The following is a 16,485-nucleotide window of genomic DNA, read 5'->3' as shown; positions in this document are numbered from 1 at the left end:
TGATTGAATCATGCGGAAGCAGTAGCAGTTTCTTATCCGGAGTTTTTCAATGATTTGCAAACATTAATTCAAAATTCAAGGTAGGTGAAAAAATGACAACAGTTTTTATCAATGGTTTAGGTCTAATTGGTAGTTCGTTAGCACGTGCAATTAAAACGGTTGATCCGACAATTAAAATTATTGCTGCGGATCAAGATCCAACTACCTTAAAATTTGCTTTAAAAAAACAAATCATTGATCAAGCCACTAGCAAGTTAACAGCTGCGCAAAATGCTGATTTTATAATTTTAGCGACACCAGTTACGATTATTATTGAGACTTTAAAGCGGTTGGCTAAGCTGAAATTAAAACCAGGTGTAATTATTACGGATGTTGGCAGCACCAAAGCACAAGTCATGGCTGCAGCAAAATTCTTGCCAGCCAAAACAACTTTTATCGGCGGTCATCCAATGGCCGGATCGCATAAATCTGGCGTAACTGCTGGACGAACAGATTTATTTGAAAATGCCTTTTACTTTTTGATTGCACCAGCCGTTGATTCATTTCAAATCAAGCGTCTAAAGGAATTGTTGCGAGCAACGAAAGTCAAGTGGCTCGAGCTTTCGGCTTGGGAACATGATTATCTGGTTGGACAGATCAGTCATTTGCCACATATAATTGCAGCTGCTTTAGTCAATCAAACACAGCATGCTTTTGATCATTCAGCTTTAGGGATGCGCATGGCAGCCGGTGGTTTTAAATCGATCACGCGGATTGCTTCTGCTGATCCGCAAATGTGGACAGCAATTTTAAAAACTAATCAAGCGGTTGTAGTAAGACAGTTAACAGATTATCTGCAAGAACTAACAACGATCAAGCAACAACTTTTAGCGGCGGATCAAACAGCAATTTATAATTTTTTTGCGGCGGCTAAAACCAGTCGGGATCAGTTAGGACCAGAAAAAGCGGGTCGCGTTCCTGACTTTTATGATTTATTTGTTAACATTCCTGATCAAGTCGGTGCAATTGCACAGATTACTAAAATTTTGGCGCAAGCCAAGCTAAATTTAGTTAATTTGCATATTTTAGAGATTCGCGAAGAAATTGATGGCATCTTGCAGTTGACCTTTATGAGTCAAACTGATCAGCTTCAAGCCAAGGAAGTCTTAATTGCAAATAATTATCAGGTAATTCAAAGGAAGTGAAAAAATGAAGACAATTTTAGTTGGATTTATGGGGACTGGCAAAACAACGATTGGCGAGTTGTTAGCCCAAAATCTGCAAGTACCACATTTTGACTTGGACCAAGTGATCGTTGAACAAACCGGGTGGACTATTAATCAGCTATTTGAACGTTTTGGCGAAAAATTTTTTCGCAATTTAGAACATCAATTATTGCTGGATCACTTAAATAAAGATGGAGTTTTATCAACGGGCGGTGGGACGCCAGTCATGAATGATAACTTGACTTCATTAAAACAAAGTCAAGTACCGGTAGTCTTATTAGAAGCATCGATTGAAACAATTTTTAAGCGAGTTAGTAACAATCAAACACGACCGCTAGTCAATCAGCTTAATTTTCAACAATTGGCTAAACTTAAGCAACAGCGAAGTTCAAGGTATTATGCTTGTGCCGATTTAGTAATTGCGACCGATGATTTAAGTCCTACTCAGATTTCAGCAAAAATCAATCGTTTTTTAAAACAGATTAAAAATTAATTGCTCAAAATTTGTTTTGAGTGGCAAAAATGGTCAATTTAAATGATTTGCAAATATTTTAGGGAATCCAAAAAGCAGCAAGAGAAAACTTTTCTCTTACTGCTTAAGTTTTAATAACAATGATTTAATTTTGCGTAGCAAATTTGACACAAACGCCTTCAGGCAGAGGCAGATCCTTTTGCCGGCAAATCAATTTGCCATTTAATGCAGAGCGTTCGAATAAGGTAGCATTATTACTGTTTTGATTGGCAGCTAAAAGATATTGTCCAGTAGGATCGATTTCAAAATCGCGAGGAAAATTGCCTTCAGTTGAAATTAATTGCTGCAGTTCTAATTGCTTATTTTTCCAAGCAAAGACTGCTAGCGAGTTATGACCGCGATTAGAAACATAAACAAACTGGCCATCAGGTGAGATTTTGATAGCAGCAGCGCCGTTATGCTGCTGCCAGTCATTAGGAATGGTGGCTAACTGTTGGAGCAGCTGAAAACTCCCAGTCGCTGGATCGTATTTTAAGACCGCTATTTGACTGCTTAATTCACCAACTAAAAAAGCAATCTGAGCTGTGGGATGAAAAACAAGATGGCGAGGTCCAAAACCAGCAGGCAACTGCAGGCTTTGTTCATTGGTCAACTGCCCATCAGTGGTAACAGAGTAGGTATAAACGCGATCTGCACCTAAGTCACAGACTGCCAAGCGCTGATCGGGGGTTAGATCAGCATAGTGGATATGAGCTGCTTCTTGTTCAGGCCGGGGACCATGACCGGAGAACTTTTTTTTAGTCAGCAGCTTTAAGGGTTCATTGGCACTAGCCCGAAAAACTTTAACTGTTGCCGTATGATAATTAGCTGTGAAGACCAGCTGTCGCTGCTGATCAAGTCCAATATAACAAGGGGGAGCACCAAAAGCTAAATTCTTGGCAATCAGTGGGATTGATGGCGCTTGCAAAGAAAACTGGACAATTCCTCCTTGATCGGCTTGTTGAGCAACTGAAAATAATTGCTGCTCAGCAGAAAGTTGTAAATAGGTCGGGTTAGCGATTTTGGTTAATAATTTAGGTTCAGAACACTGCCCTTGACTGGTATCTAGGATCGCTTGATAAATCCCTTGAGAAGCCTTTCTAGTGTACGTTCCGAAGAAAATTTGTTCTAACATATTCAGCAAACCTCCATAAATTAGAGTTGGATAGAAATAAGTAATCAAATTAATCAATACAGATTCTACCGGCCATATGTTACAATAATATTGTATTTAAAACAAGTGTAAAGGAGCCATGATGGCTATGTTAGAAGCGAAAGTTGTTGAAATTGGACCGGAGGCACTCTCACCTGATGATCCGTTATTGATTCTTTTTGATGAGACAGCATCACAACAATTAAGAAGAGTTTCGATCGTTCAGCGCTTTATTTCGTCAACTGATCACGGATTTCATCTTCAAATTGGTGATCAGTTACGAATCGATGACCAAGATTACCAAGTCAGTCACGTGGGAAAGCTAGTTGAAAATAATATGAATGCGATTGGTCATGCAACACTTTTCTTTGAGCCAGTTCCCAAACAGCCACAGCATAACGGCATTTATTTAACTCCTTATCAGTTACCTAAAATTAAAGTTGGCAGCTTGATCAGCTATCTACCGCAGACACATTAAAAATGATCTTCGCAAAAACCAGCTAGAAAAAATTTTTTTCTAGCTGGTTTTGATTTGAAAATTAAATTTAATCACCATTAAAGATTGAGTTCTTTACGATTACATAATCAACTTTCCGCAACGCAGAAAGTTCTTTACCTCCAGCGTAAGAGATTGATGACTGTAAGTCTTCACGCATTTCCTTTAAAGTATCAGCAATTTTTCCGCGATAAGGGACTAATAATTTTTTTCCTTCAACATTTTTATATTGACCTTTTTGATATTGAGAAGCGGATCCGTAATAGACTTTGTATTTTTGACCATCTTTTTCAATTACTTCGCCAGGGGTTTCTTGGTGACCAGCAAATAACGATCCGATCATACACATTGAAGCACCAAAACGAATCGACTTAGCAATGTCGCCGTTGTAGCGAATTCCTCCATCGGCAATAATTGGCTTGCTGGCTGCTTTGCTGCAAAGACGAACGGCTGCCAGTTGCCAGCCACCAGTTCCAAAACCAGTTTTTAATTTAGTAATGCAGGCCTTGCCTGGCCCAATGCCGACTTTAGTAGCATCGGCACCAGCATTTTCTAATTCACGAATTCCCTCAGGAGTACCGACATTTCCTGCAATTACAAAAGTGCCTGGTAGCTTTTTTTTAAGATAATGGATCATCTCGATCACAGTATCTGCATGTCCATGAGCAATATCAATCGTGATATATTCTGGAATAAGATGAGCTTTAGCTAAAGCGTCGACTAGCTGATATTCTTTGGGCTTGACGCCAACTGAAATTGAAGCAAATAGTCCTCGTTGATGCATGCGCTGAACAAACGGTAAACGCTCTTCCTCATTGAAACGATGCATGATATAAAAATAGTCGTTTTGCGCTAACCAAACAGCTAAAGGTTCATCAATGATTGTTTGCATGTTTGCTGGCACGACTGGAATCTTAAAGGTCATTGGGCCAAATTTTATTTTAGTATCAATTTCTGAGCGACTTTTAACTATACATTTATTGGGAACTAATTGGATATCTTCATAATCAAAAACTTGCATGATAAGACCTCACATTCTGGATAAGCTAGAAAATTTCTCCAAACCTTGTATAATTTACTTCATAGTTAAGCAAAAGTCAAATAAAAAAACTGAATTTTTAAATAATATTCGGTTATTGCCCAAAAATGTTAATATGACGGCTTGAGCTTTTATGGCTATAATTATCTTAGAGATTACATTGAAAGGAAAATCATTATGGCGAAGAAAAAAAAGATCAAGAAAACGAATGAAGAAAGAATTTTAGATCAGCACCACATTAAATATCAAGAAATGTCTTTTGACTGGTTGAATCAGGGAATGACGGCTTTAGCAGTAGCTCAGACTGCTGGTATTGATCCCAAGAGCATTTTGAAAACGATCGTTCTGGAGGCTAACGGAGATGATCGTGACTATTTAGTCGTTTGTCTGCCGCTGGAGTATGAAATCGACTTGAAAAAAATTGCTGCTCAGTTAGGGAAAAAACAAGTTCATTTAGCAGATAATAAAAAGCTGGTTAAGATTACTGGCTATGTTCATGGTGCTAATACACCGATTGGCATTAGTTTTGCAAAAGGTTTTCCAATTTATTTTGATCAACGGATTAAATCCTTTACACAAATTTCAGTTTCAGCCGGGAAAGTTGGACGCTCAGTTCGTCTTGATCAGCAAGCTTTAGTTCAATTAGTCAACGGAAAGTATCTTGAGGTTCAATAAATGAAGAAAATTGAATTAGCAGCAACTTGGCTAAAAAATAATTTAGGCCTTTTTCGTTGCCCAGATTGTCAGCAGCCGTTCATTCAGGTCAAGGATAACAGCGTTTATTGTCAGCAAGGTCATGTTTTTGATCTGTCACGCAAAGGGACCCTTTTTTTGACTAAGCATCATTCAGCCAACAATTATGATGATAAAAAATTTTGGCAGGCACGTCAGCGCTTATTACAGCATGGATTATTTGATCCAATTTATGCAAAGATTGCTGCCATGCTGCCAAAAAGGCCTTTAAATATTTTAGATGCTGGTTGCGGTCAAGGAGCAGCTTTAAAATATTTAGCACAGCAAAGGGATTTTAGCGATCAACTGGTTGGCTTTGATCTTTCAAAGGCTGCGATTAATTTAGCTACGCAAATTAAGCAACCAGCCTTCTTTTGTGTCGCGGACTTAGCCATTTTGCCATTTAGCAATCAAAGTTTTGATATTTTGCTCGATATTTTTACTCCTTCAGCGTATACCGAGTTTCAACGCATCGTGCGTGCCAACGGACTGCTGATCAAAGTTATTCCGGCAAATGATTATTTGATTGAGCTCCGGCATTTATTATACGAAAAGAGTTCAGTTCATTACCAGTATAGTAATGAAAAAGTTCAGCGTTTATTTTTCCAGCATTATCCGCAAGCTCGTCAAGTTCGAATAAGTTATCATTTTTCCTTAAGAAATCCTGATTTTCAAGATCTGTTGCAAATGACTCCTTTACAGTGGGGAGCCTCTCAAAAGCAGTTATTGTGGGCAGCTGAACAAGACTTGGCGCAAATAACTATTGATGTCGACCTTTTAATTGCAAATTTTAATTGAAAATAAACTTTTTCTTGAAAAAAGCTTGAAAAGCAAAAAATTAGGTGTTAAAATTTTCTTAAGAAATCGGTTGTTAGTAATTAACGGAACTGTCGTTAGTTGCTGAATGATTGTACTTCATTTAACGTAGCCGTTCGCCGTGCCCACACCGAATGGCTACGCTTTTTTTGTCTAAAAATTTACAAATCGAGGTTTTTAATATGACAAATCATATTGTATTATTTGAACCATTAATGCCAGCAAATACCGGAAATATTGCTCGGACCTGTGCCGGAACCAATACTGTTTTAGACTTGATCGAACCACTAGGATTTTCAACGGATGATAAGCATTTAAAACGTGCAGGGTTAGATTATTGGGGAAGCGTTGACATTCGCTATTATGAAAATTTACCCACTTTTATGAAAACTTTGCAGGTGGATGATAAATTTTTCTTGATTTCTAAATTTGCTCCCAAAGCTTACACAGAAGAAAACTTCCAGCGTTTGGATCATGATTACTATTTTATTTTTGGCAAAGAAACGACTGGATTACCGGAACCGTTTATGCGGCAATATTATGAGCATTGTTTACGGATTCCACAAAATGATCAGCATATACGAGCTTTAAATCTGTCTAATTCAGCGGCGATCATTATTTATGAAGTTATGCGTCAGCAAAATTTCCCTAATCTAGAAATCAGTCATCATTATTCACATGATAAACTGAAAGACTAATGCTAAAATAAAAGACAGTCAGTATTTATTTAAGGGGGCAGCAATGTGGCCAGACGAAAAACAACTCGGAAGAAAAGAAAAAACAATTTCACCTTATCACCGCAAATCGTTGGTTTGATTTTTATAGCCTGGAGTCTGTTAGGAATATTTCAAGCGGGTTTTTTGGGTGTTGCTTGTTTAAATGTCTTTCGCCTGCTGATTGGTGATTTTGGCTTGTTAGGTTTAGTTATCTTGCTTGCTTGGGGAATTTATTTGTTGGCATTTGGTAAAGAACCAGCTATTCATTTGCCGCAACTTGCAGGAAGTGTGGTAATGCTGCTGGGTTTATGTTTATGGCTGACAGTTTGCTTTTTTTCCAAATTAGATCTGCATACGCATTTTATCAATATTACTTGGCAATATCTTTGGGCGGATTTAAGTACTAATAGTTCTGGTGGTCACGTTGGTGGCGGCTTTTTAGGCAGCTTACTCTACTCTTTGACTTATTTTTTGGTTGGACAGTTGGGTTCTTATATCATTGCTGTTTTAATTATGATTGCGGGTTTCTGCCTTTTAACAGGCCTATCCTTTACGAAAACATTGCATCAATTTTCAAAGGGCTTTATTTGGCTAATTAGTCAAATTGCAACTGGGTTAAAGCTTACTGGCAGTTGGATACATTCTAAACTCAAGTCCTGGCATAGTAAGCGGCAACAATTAGTAGCTAGCCGCCAAGTTGAAGCTGAAAAGGCTGCTCAAGCAGATTTAGCAGTTAAAAAAGAACTTCCATCAGCAACTAAGCAAATAACTGATGAAAATACATCAAGTTTGACACAGACAGTTATTCAAACCGGAAATTGGCAAAATGATTCTGCACAAACTCCAGCAACTGAAACTCAAACACCGTCCAGTGATGAGCTTTTAGCAACAAAACCCCACGTTAAAGATGATTATCAGTTACCGCCAATTTCATTGTTGCAAGAAGTCAAGGCAGCTGATCAAAGTTTAGAATATAAAAAAATTGAACACAATACTCAAATCCTTCAGCAAACTTTTAAAAGCTTCGGAGTTGCTGTTGAAATTAAGCGAGCAATTTTGGGACCATCAGTTACTAAATATGAGCTTCACCCTGCAGTTGGGGTCAAAGTCAGTAAAATTGTTAATTTGGCGGATGACTTAGCTTTAGCTTTAGCAGCTAAAGATATTCGGATTGAAGCACCGATTCCCGGGAAATCATTAATTGGGATTGAAGTGCCCAATCAACAGATTTCAACTGTTTCCTTTCGCAGTATTATGGAAGAACAGCCGGCTGATCCGCAGCATCCGTTGCAAGTCCCAATTGGCCGTGATATTTCTGGTAAAGTAGTTCCTGCTGATCTGCAGAAAATGCCGCATTTATTGATTGCTGGTTCAACTGGTAGTGGCAAATCGGTAGCTATTAATTGTATTATTACTAGTCTGTTAATGAATTGCCGTCCAGATACAGTAAAATTAATGTTGATTGATCCTAAGAAAGTCGAATTGGGTGTTTACAATGGGGTGCCACATTTATTAACGCCAGTCGTCACTGATGCCCGGAAAGCTTCAAGAGCATTGCACAAATTAGTTGCCGAAATGGAGCATCGTTACGAACTATTTGCTAAGACAGGTCAGCGTAATTTAAAGGGATATAATCAAATGATTGCCAGACAAAATCAAGAAACTGGCAGTCATGAGCCATTAATGCCATATATTGTAATTGTTGTTGATGAGTTATCTGATTTAATGATGGTTGCTTCCAATGAAGTTGAAGCAGCGATTATTCGTTTAGCGCAAATGGCTCGTGCGGCTGGGATTCACATGATTTTAGCGACTCAACGTCCATCGGTTGATGTCATCACGGGTCTGATCAAAGCTAATGTTCCTTCGCGAATGGCTTTTGCCGTTTCCAGCGGAACTGATTCACGAACAATTATTGATACCAATGGAGCAGAAAAACTATTAGGTCGTGGAGACATGCTCTTTTTGCCGATGGGATTAAATAAACCGATCAGAGTTCAAGGTGCTTTTATTTCTGATCAAGATGTTGTCAATGTCGTTAATTTTATTAAACAGGAACAGACAGCTGATTATGATGAAAAATTAATTGTTTCGGATGAAGAAGCTCAAACAGATGCAACAGAGGAGCAACCTGAAGATGAATTATTTCCGGAAGTCCTCAAATTAATTGCGCATGAACAGGCATGCAGTATTTCTATGCTGCAGCGACGTTTTCGTATTGGCTATAACCGAGCGGCACGCTTAGTCGATGAATTAGAAGCTAAAGGAATTGTAGGCCCTGCGGAAGGCAGCAAACCGCGCAAGGTGTTTATCGATCAACAGCCCAAAGATGATCAATAGTTTTTAAATTTGATCTTAGGAGGAAAAATTTTGCGTAAACAAATCAAACCGGGAATTTTTTTAACAGTTATTCCGATGAAACAATTTAAGACCGTCAGGATAGCAGTTGATTTTTTAACTGAATTAAAACCACAAAGACAGACTAGCCGGCTATTGCTGGCTAACTTTTTAGAAACTTGTTCGAACAAATATCCAACGCAACAAGCAATTGCCCGTCAGCTTGCTGCTTTATACGGGGCAGAATTTAGCGTTTCCAGTGGTCGCAAAGGCCAGTTGCAGATTTTAAGTTTTATGTTTGAAAGCTTGGCCGACCAATATAATCCCCAAAAAAACAGTTTGCAAGCTGGAATTAATTTTTTAAATCAAATTATTTTTCATCCACTGTTGACCGCTAATGAATTCGAAACAAAAAATTTTGCTCGGGAAAAATTAAATTTGCAAAAGATGCTGCTGTCAGTGAATGATAATAAACAGTTGCTGACATATCTGAAACTGCAGCAAACTTTCTTCAGTTCTGCAGCCCAGCAGGAACCTTCATTTGGTACGTTAGCAGAATTAGGGAAAATTACTGCCCAAAGTTTATGGCAAGTTTATCAGCAAATGCTGAAAGAAGATCAAATTGAAATCATTATTTTAGGCGATCTTACTTTCGCCAAAGCGCAAGCAGCAGTGCAGACTTTTGAATTTGTTACCAAAAAGCCCCAAAATCTGCCTGTTTTTTACCAGCAAGAACTAGTAAAGAAAATCAAGCATAGCCAGCTGCACCAGCCAGTTAGTCAAAGCAAGCTGGATTTAGGGTTTGCTTTGCCAATTTATTACGGCAGTCGGCAATTTAGCGCGGCTTTGCTTTTTAATGCAATTTTTGGTGGCTTACCGATGTCGCGCTTGTTTTTAAAGGTTCGCGAAGCAGCTGGTCTAGCATATTATGCTAGCAGTTCATACGACAGTTTTCGCGGTTGGTTGTTGGTTCAAACTGGAATTGATGCAAAAAATCGAGCTCAAGTCATTGAAATTATTTTGGAACAATTAGCTCATTTGCAAGCTGGCCAAATTGCTGATTCAGAGTTGGCTGATGCTAAGCAGACGTTGTTGAACAATTATTATAGTCACCTAGATAGCCAAAGTAGTGGTTTAAATCGGGCTCTATTTAGCAGCTTGACGAATAGAAGTTGGACCGCAGCTGAATGGACAAAGCAGCTGCTGGCCATTGATTCAGCCCAGATTGCCCAAGTTGCTCAGGCAGTTCGGCTCCAGGCGATTACATTTTTAGAAGGGGAAAAAAGCAAATGAAAATTATTGATCATCCTGAGTTTCAGGAGCATGAGTGCAGCACGCAACTGGCGAATGGCTTAACTGTTAAAATTTTTCCTCGAAAAGGTTTCCATAAAACAGCTGCCATGCTGCGGGTTGAATTTGGTTCAATTGATGAGACTTTTGCAGTTGGTCAAAAAGAAACTCAACGGACTTTTCCGGCAGGAGTCGCTCATTTTTTAGAACATAAAATGTTTGAGCAGCCAGATCATGATGCCTTCGAAACTTTCAGCCACTTGGGAGCTGATGCCAATGCTTTTACGACTTATACTAATACTAATTATTTATTTACAACCGTTTTTAATGTTCGTGAAAATTTGGAAACACTGTTGGATTTTGTCCAGCAGCCTTATTTTCAACCGACAGCAATTGAACGTGAAAAAAAAATTATCAGCCAGGAAATTAAAATGTATGCTGATGATCCCAGTTGGCAATTATATGCGGGAATTTTAGCTAATTTGTACCCGAAGCACCCATTGGCAAAAGATATCGCAGGAACCTTAGCTTCGATTCAACAAATCACAGCAACTGATCTTTTGGAATGCTATCAAGCATTTTATCATCCAAGCAGGATGACTTTGATGGTAGCTGGGGCTGTTAATCCCAATGAAGTTCTTGACTGGGTTGTTGCCAATCAAGCCCGCAAAACTTTTCCTCGCGCCGAAAAAATCTTTCGGGCCAATTTAACTGCTCAAAGAATTCAAGGCCCAACAATTGAAAACAGAGTAATTGTTTTACCGACTCAGCGAGTCAAAGCAGCGTTTGGGATCAAAGGTACTGATAAAGTGGACACCATTTCCCAAACTGGCTTAAAATATTCTTTGGCTTTGGAGTTGGCCAGCAGTATATATTTTGGCGAACTTTCTGATAATTACCAATGGCTTTATCAGCGAGGGTTAATTGATGATAGCTTTAGTTTCGAAATTCAGGTTGATCGCGGATTTCATTATCTAATTATGACCGGAGAAACTGAATCAGTTGCAGAATATTTTGCCAATTTAGAACAAATGCTTTCCCAAACAACCAGTTCTCTAATTTCAGCTAATCAATTTGAGATGGCTAAGCGGGGTCTTTTAGGCGGCGAAATTGCTGCTTTGGATTCACTCAGCAGTATTTTGAATCAAGATCAGGGATTATTGTTTGGTCAAGCAACGATTTTTGATCAGATAAAAATCATTAAAGAGTTAGATTTGATAACAGTTACGCATGTTTGGCAACGCTTTTTGCAAACTGCGAGTTTTAGTAAATTTGAAATTGATCCAAGAGGTGAAAATCAGTGATAAAATGGGCTTTAATTATTGGAGCTTCAGGTGATATTGGAACGCAAGTCGCTAAGGATTTAGCAGCAGCTGGCTGGTCGTTATATTTACATTATTTTAAATCAAGTGAACGTGCCCATCAATTACAAAAACAATTGGCAATTAAATTTACAAAACAAGATTTTTTACTGGTTCAAGCTGATTTGACAGCTATCAGAGCGGTCGATGAACTTAGCCAGCGGTTGTTCAGCTTAGATGCAATTATTTTTGCACAAGGAACAACTAGTTATGGACTTTTCCAGCAGTTACCTCCTAGTGAAATGGCTAAAATGGTGCAAATGCAGCTTTTGTCGCCTTTGTATTTAATTCAAGTCACGGCTGACAAACTAGCCATTAATCATTTTGGCCGAATCATTTTCATTGGTTCGATTTATGGTGGAGTTGGCAGTGCAATGGAAGTTGGCTATAGTACGGTTAAGGGAGCTTTAAGTGCTTTTGCTAGTGCTTATAGTAAAGAAGTCGCTTCATTAGGAGTGACCGTGAATGTAATTGCCCCTGGAGCAGTTGCGACTCGAATGAACAATATGTTTTCTGCAACAGTTCGACAAGCAGTGGCAGCTGAGATTCCTGCTGGGCATTTTGCTAACAGTCAGGAAATATCTTACTGGGTTAAAGCAATCTTAGCTCCAGCAGCTGATTATTTGACGGGTCAAACGATCTATGTCACTGGGGGTTGGCTGAAATAAGGAATTCTTAATTAATATTTATCCAAGCCTATGCTATACTTAGATTAGATTTTTAATTAAAGCTGATATCGGGATTATAATGGAGAGTTGTTTAAATGAGTGAAATTGGAAAAACTTTAAAATCAGCCCGAATTGAAAAGGGCTATACTTTAGATGACTTGCAACAAATCACTAAAATTCAAAAAAAGTATTTGATTGCAATTGAGGAGGAAAATTTTGCTGCTTTGCCGGGCGTCTTTTATGTTCGGGCGTTTATTAAACAATGTGCTGAAACAGTCGGTTTAAATCCAGCCGAGTTATTAAGCCAACTGAAGTCTCAAGAGCAGCCAGTCGAAACAGTCGAAGAACCAAAAACCAGGACTGCGGCTACAAAAAAAGACTTACAGCGAACGGATCGCTTCAATCATTTCTTGAATCTGTTACCAACAATTATTATTGTGGCAGTAGTGGTAATTATTTTAGGATCGATTTACTTTGTAGCTTGGAATAATCATCAAAAAAATTCCAGTACCCAAGAAATTCAAAGCAGCAAGGTTTCGGTTTCCTCTTCAAGTGTTAAAAGTCAGAAAAAATCAGCAAATTCAGCTACTAAGAAGAGTTCACAAACTAGTTCAAGTTCAGTAAAGCAGAGTTCCACTAACAAGAAATCAGCTAAGCAAAAAACTAGTCAAAAAATTAAGCTCACTAGCAATTCAGGACAATCTTTTGTTTATGAGCTGACAACTGCCAAAAAGCAAATCAGTAAGGTTAAATTAACGGCAAGTGCCAAGGCTTGGAGTGCGATTTCAATTGATGGCAGTCAGCAATGGCAAGGGACCTTAACGGCTGGAGAATCACATGAATTGTCACTTCCGGCAGATGCTACCAAACTTTCATTTAATTTGGGGAATTCTAAGGCAACTTCGATTACGATCAACGGAAAAAAGTTTAACTTTTTGAAAGATAATAGCACATTGACGGTTAGAACCTTGACTGTCAATATTCAAAGTCAAGATTGATTGAAAGGATGTTTTTTGATGAATTTGCCGAATAAATTAACAGTCATTCGGATTTTCTTAATTCCAGTCTTTATGATTGTCTTGTTAGTTCCTTGGAATTGGGGCAGCATTGTGATTGGAGGTACAGTGATTCCAGTTACTCAGATTTGGGGAGCAATAATTTTTGCAATTGCTTCGATTACTGATTTCGCTGATGGACAAATTGCCCGGCGTCACCATTTAGTAACAAATTTTGGGAAGTTTGCTGATCCATTAGCTGATAAAATGTTGGTTATGACAGCTTTTATTATTTTGGTTTCCTTGCAGAAGGCACCTGCTTGGCTAGTTGCAATTATTGTTTGTCGTGAACTAGCAGTAACCGGATTACGATTGATCGTAGTCGAAAATGATGGTAAAGTAATCGCTGCTGCTATGCCTGGAAAAATTAAGACAATGACTCAAATGTTGTCAATTATTTTCTTATTCTTAAATGATATTTTCTTTGCGGCAATTAATTTGCCGATTGGAGAAATCTTGTTGTATATTTGCTTATTCTTTACGGTTTACTCTGGAATTGATTATTTTGTGCATAGTCGTGAAGTTTTTGCAGACTCATTTGGTAAATAAAATTTAAATTATATTAAACCCGAGGGATTTCCTGCGGGTTTTTTTAAAGATTTTTTTGACTTCTTAGCGTATATTAAGATGGAGGGATAATTGTGAATGCTGAAATCATAGCAGTTGGAACAGAAATATTACTTGGACAAATTGTTAATACCAATGCACCATTTGTTGCTAAACGTCTAGCAGCTTTAGGAATTGATGTTTATTATCAATCTGTTGTTGGTGATAATCAGCAACGCTTAACAGCTGCGATTAAATTAGCAGCTACGCGTAGCAATTTAGTAATTTTAATTGGTGGATTGGGTCCGACCAAAGATGATTTAACTAAACAAACAGTAGCCGCTTTTTTAGGTAAGGAATTGCATAGCGAACCCGCAGCTTTGAAAAAAATTGAAAGCTACTTTGCGGAGACCCATAAAACAATGACCGCAAATAATCGCCTGCAGGCACTGTATATTGCAGATTCACTTCCTTTGAAAAATGAAACTGGTTTTGCTGTTGGTGATTTTTACCATGATCCGGCCAAAACTGATTTCTTGCTGCTTCCGGGGCCGCCAAGTGAGCTGCGACCAATGTTTATTAAGCAAGCAGTTCCGCAGCTGCAAAAGACGTATTTGAATCATCACGTACTGACTTCAAGGGTTATGCGTTTCTTCGGCATTGGTGAATCAATGATTGCGGCAAAATTGTCGGATTTAATTGATGAACAAACTAATCCAACTTTAGCGACTTATGCCAAAGAAAATGAGGTAACTCTGCGATTAACAGCCACAGGTTCGTCCGATTCTGTAACAATCAAACTGCTTGACCAGCTTGAAAAAGCCGTTAAAAATCGGATTGGCGATTATTTTTATGGTTATGGGGATGATAATAGCTTGGCAAGGGTGGTCTTCAATTTATTGAAGCAGCAAGGACTGAGCATAACAGCGGCTGAAAGCTTGACGGCTGGAAAATTTCAATCAACTCTAGCTGATGTTCCCGGGGTTTCACAAGTGTTTCCAGGTGGCTTTGTTACTTATTCTAAAATAGCTAAAAAGAGTTTATTAGGCATTCCAGCTGAAGTTATTGACCGTTATGGTGTAGTCAGTTCTCAGACGGCTGAATGGATGGCTAAACGTGCACAAGCTCTATTACAAACAGATATTGGAATTTCGTTTACCGGGGTAGCAGGACCAACTGAATTAGAAGGTCAACCGGCTGGAACGGTTTGGATTGGCTTGAGCTTTAAGGATCAGCCAGTTGAGAGTAAAGTCTTTCATTTTTCAAAAACTCGGCCATATATTCGTGAAAGAACAGTTTTAACTGGACTTGACTGGATCAGACGAAAACTGGTAGAATAAGGCGAACGGTTGTTCGATGAATTTTTGGAAAGAATCAATTAATAGACAATTATGCTTACTGAAGGAGGAATTGATTTGGCCGATGAAAGAAAAGCAGCTTTAGATGCAGCTTTAAAAAAAATTGAAAAGAACTTTGGCAAAGGTTCAATTATGCGAATGGGTGATAAAGCTGATACTAAAATTTCAACTGTTTCAAGTGGTTCATTAGCTTTGGATGAAGCTTTGGGTGTAGGTGGCTATCCAAGAGGGAGAATTATTGAAATTTATGGGCCTGAAAGTTCTGGTAAAACTACAGTCGCTTTGCATGCAGTGGCTGAAATTCAAAAACAAGGTGGGGTAGCAGCGTATATTGATGCTGAAAATGCGCTTGATCCTGCTTATGCAACTAATTTAGGCGTTAATATTGATGAATTATTGCTTTCACAGCCAGACACCGGTGAACAAGGGCTTGAAATAACTGATGCTTTGGTTTCTTCAGGTGCAATTGACATCGTGGTTGTTGATTCAGTTGCGGCACTGGTTCCTAGAGCTGAAATCGAAGGTGAAATGGGCGATGCGCATGTCGGTTTACAGGCTAGATTAATGTCGCAAGCTTTGCGTAAATTATCGGGTTCGATCAATAAAACTAAAACGATCGCAATTTTTATTAACCAAATTCGCGAAAAGGTCGGGGTCATGTTTGGTAACCCGGAAACAACACCAGGTGGTCGAGCATTAAAGTTCTATTCAACAATTCGTTTAGAAGTCAGACGAGCAGAACAAATCAAAAATGGAACAGACATTATTGGTAATCGTGTAAGAATTAAAGTGGTTAAGAATAAAGTTGCTCCGCCATTTAAACGGGCTGAAGTTGATATTATGTATGGAGAAGGTATTTCTAAAACCGGTGAATTAGTTGATATGGCAGTTGAAAAAGATTTATTAAACAAAAGCGGCTCTTGGTATTCCTATGGTGATGAACGGATTGGTCAGGGAAGAGAAAATGCTAAGCAGTACCTCAAAGATCATCCAGACTTGATGGCAGAATTGATCAAGAAGGTTCGCCAAGCTTATGGCATTGATCCAGTAGAGGCGGATAGTGAAGATTCTGGAGTTGATGAGAACTTACCTGAAGAATAAAACTATGGTATAGATAAGGCTCAGGTGGGAAAAGATTGAATAGATTTATGAAAATGGTTCTGAGGATAATTGGTCCTCAGAACCATTTTGAATAATAATGG

At 38.6% G+C, this 16,485-nt stretch carries 16 protein-coding genes; 14 read left to right on the top strand and 2 right to left on the bottom strand.

The features are described 5' to 3' along the window. The first annotated feature begins 92 nt into the window (after positions 1 to 92). Positions 93 to 1,184 (top strand): prephenate dehydrogenase, encoded by a 1,092-nt coding sequence (locus tag ON15_RS01300; RefSeq protein WP_010579664.1) that lies wholly within the window; start codon positions 93 to 95, stop codon positions 1,182 to 1,184. Positions 1,185 to 1,188: 4 nt separating this feature from the next. Further along, on the top strand, positions 1,189 to 1,698 hold the full coding sequence (locus ON15_RS01295) for a shikimate kinase (RefSeq protein ID WP_010579663.1): 510 nt from the start codon (positions 1,189 to 1,191) through the stop codon (positions 1,696 to 1,698). 124 nt (positions 1,699 to 1,822) lie between these two features. Here the strand turns inward: ON15_RS01295 and ON15_RS01290 are convergent, their stop codons facing one another. Further along, complete coding sequence (locus ON15_RS01290) at positions 1,823 to 2,851, bottom strand: lactonase family protein (RefSeq protein ID WP_010579662.1); 1,029 nt, start codon at positions 2,849 to 2,851, stop codon at positions 1,823 to 1,825. Between the two features lie 127 nt (positions 2,852 to 2,978). Between ON15_RS01290 and ON15_RS01285 the strand changes: the two genes are divergently transcribed. Continuing rightward, complete coding sequence (locus ON15_RS01285; protein WP_010579661.1) at positions 2,979 to 3,347, top strand: PTS glucitol/sorbitol transporter subunit IIA; 369 nt, start codon at positions 2,979 to 2,981, stop codon at positions 3,345 to 3,347. Between the two features lie 67 nt (positions 3,348 to 3,414). Here ON15_RS01285 and ON15_RS01280 read toward each other — a convergent pair whose 3' ends face one another. Next, on the bottom strand, positions 3,415 to 4,386 hold the full coding sequence (locus ON15_RS01280) for a GMP reductase (RefSeq protein WP_010579660.1): 972 nt from the start codon (positions 4,384 to 4,386) through the stop codon (positions 3,415 to 3,417). 195 nt (positions 4,387 to 4,581) lie between these two features. Between ON15_RS01280 and ON15_RS01275 the strand changes: the two genes are divergently transcribed. From ON15_RS01275 to recA, 11 genes are all read left to right on the top strand, one after another. Continuing rightward, positions 4,582 to 5,079 carry an aminoacyl-tRNA deacylase gene (locus ON15_RS01275; RefSeq protein ID WP_010579659.1) on the top strand — a complete coding sequence of 166 codons (498 nt, stop codon included), beginning with the start codon at positions 4,582 to 4,584 and terminating at the stop codon, positions 5,077 to 5,079. Continuing rightward, positions 5,080 to 5,934: a methyltransferase domain-containing protein gene (locus tag ON15_RS01270; RefSeq protein WP_010579658.1), complete on the top strand. Its 855-nt coding sequence runs from the start codon at positions 5,080 to 5,082 to the stop codon at positions 5,932 to 5,934. A gap of 200 nt (positions 5,935 to 6,134) precedes the next feature. Then, positions 6,135 to 6,650, top strand: a complete 516-nt coding sequence (locus tag ON15_RS01265; RefSeq protein WP_010579657.1) for a tRNA (cytidine(34)-2'-O)-methyltransferase — start codon at positions 6,135 to 6,137, stop codon at positions 6,648 to 6,650. A gap of 45 nt (positions 6,651 to 6,695) precedes the next feature. Continuing rightward, entirely contained in the window at positions 6,696 to 9,008 is a 2,313-nt protein-coding gene (locus ON15_RS01260; protein ID WP_010579656.1) for a DNA translocase FtsK, read from the top strand. A gap of 30 nt (positions 9,009 to 9,038) precedes the next feature. After that, positions 9,039 to 10,298 carry an EF-P 5-aminopentanol modification-associated protein YfmF gene (gene yfmF, locus ON15_RS01255; RefSeq protein WP_010579655.1) on the top strand — a complete coding sequence of 420 codons (1,260 nt, stop codon included), beginning with the start codon at positions 9,039 to 9,041 and terminating at the stop codon, positions 10,296 to 10,298. Continuing rightward, entirely contained in the window at positions 10,295 to 11,599 is a 1,305-nt protein-coding gene (yfmH, locus tag ON15_RS01250) for an EF-P 5-aminopentanol modification-associated protein YfmH (RefSeq protein ID WP_010579654.1), read from the top strand. Before yfmF ends, yfmH begins: the two co-directional genes overlap by 4 nt. Continuing rightward, positions 11,599 to 12,324 carry an elongation factor P 5-aminopentanone reductase gene (gene ymfI, locus ON15_RS01245; protein ID WP_026049419.1) on the top strand — a complete coding sequence of 242 codons (726 nt, stop codon included), beginning with the start codon at positions 11,599 to 11,601 and terminating at the stop codon, positions 12,322 to 12,324. Before yfmH ends, ymfI begins: the two co-directional genes overlap by 1 nt. Before the next feature lie 95 nt (positions 12,325 to 12,419). After that, positions 12,420 to 13,322, top strand: a complete 903-nt coding sequence (locus ON15_RS01240; protein WP_010579652.1) for a helix-turn-helix domain-containing protein — start codon at positions 12,420 to 12,422, stop codon at positions 13,320 to 13,322. A gap of 18 nt (positions 13,323 to 13,340) precedes the next feature. After that, positions 13,341 to 13,928 carry a CDP-diacylglycerol--glycerol-3-phosphate 3-phosphatidyltransferase gene (gene pgsA, locus ON15_RS01235; RefSeq protein ID WP_010579651.1) on the top strand — a complete coding sequence of 196 codons (588 nt, stop codon included), beginning with the start codon at positions 13,341 to 13,343 and terminating at the stop codon, positions 13,926 to 13,928. Between the two features lie 92 nt (positions 13,929 to 14,020). Further along, positions 14,021 to 15,265, top strand: coding sequence for a competence/damage-inducible protein A (locus tag ON15_RS01230; protein WP_010579650.1), 1,245 nt, complete (start codon positions 14,021 to 14,023; stop codon positions 15,263 to 15,265). A 75-nt stretch (positions 15,266 to 15,340) separates the two neighbouring features. Continuing rightward, entirely contained in the window at positions 15,341 to 16,384 is a 1,044-nt protein-coding gene (gene recA, locus ON15_RS01225; protein ID WP_010579649.1) for a recombinase RecA, read from the top strand. Positions 16,385 to 16,485 lie beyond the last annotated feature (101 nt).

Source organism: Liquorilactobacillus vini DSM 20605, assembly GCF_000255495.1.
GTDB lineage: Bacteria > Bacillota > Bacilli > Lactobacillales > Lactobacillaceae > Liquorilactobacillus > Liquorilactobacillus vini.
Note: the sequence above shows the minus strand (reverse complement) of the source record. Positions and strands in the feature narration are given on the sequence as shown.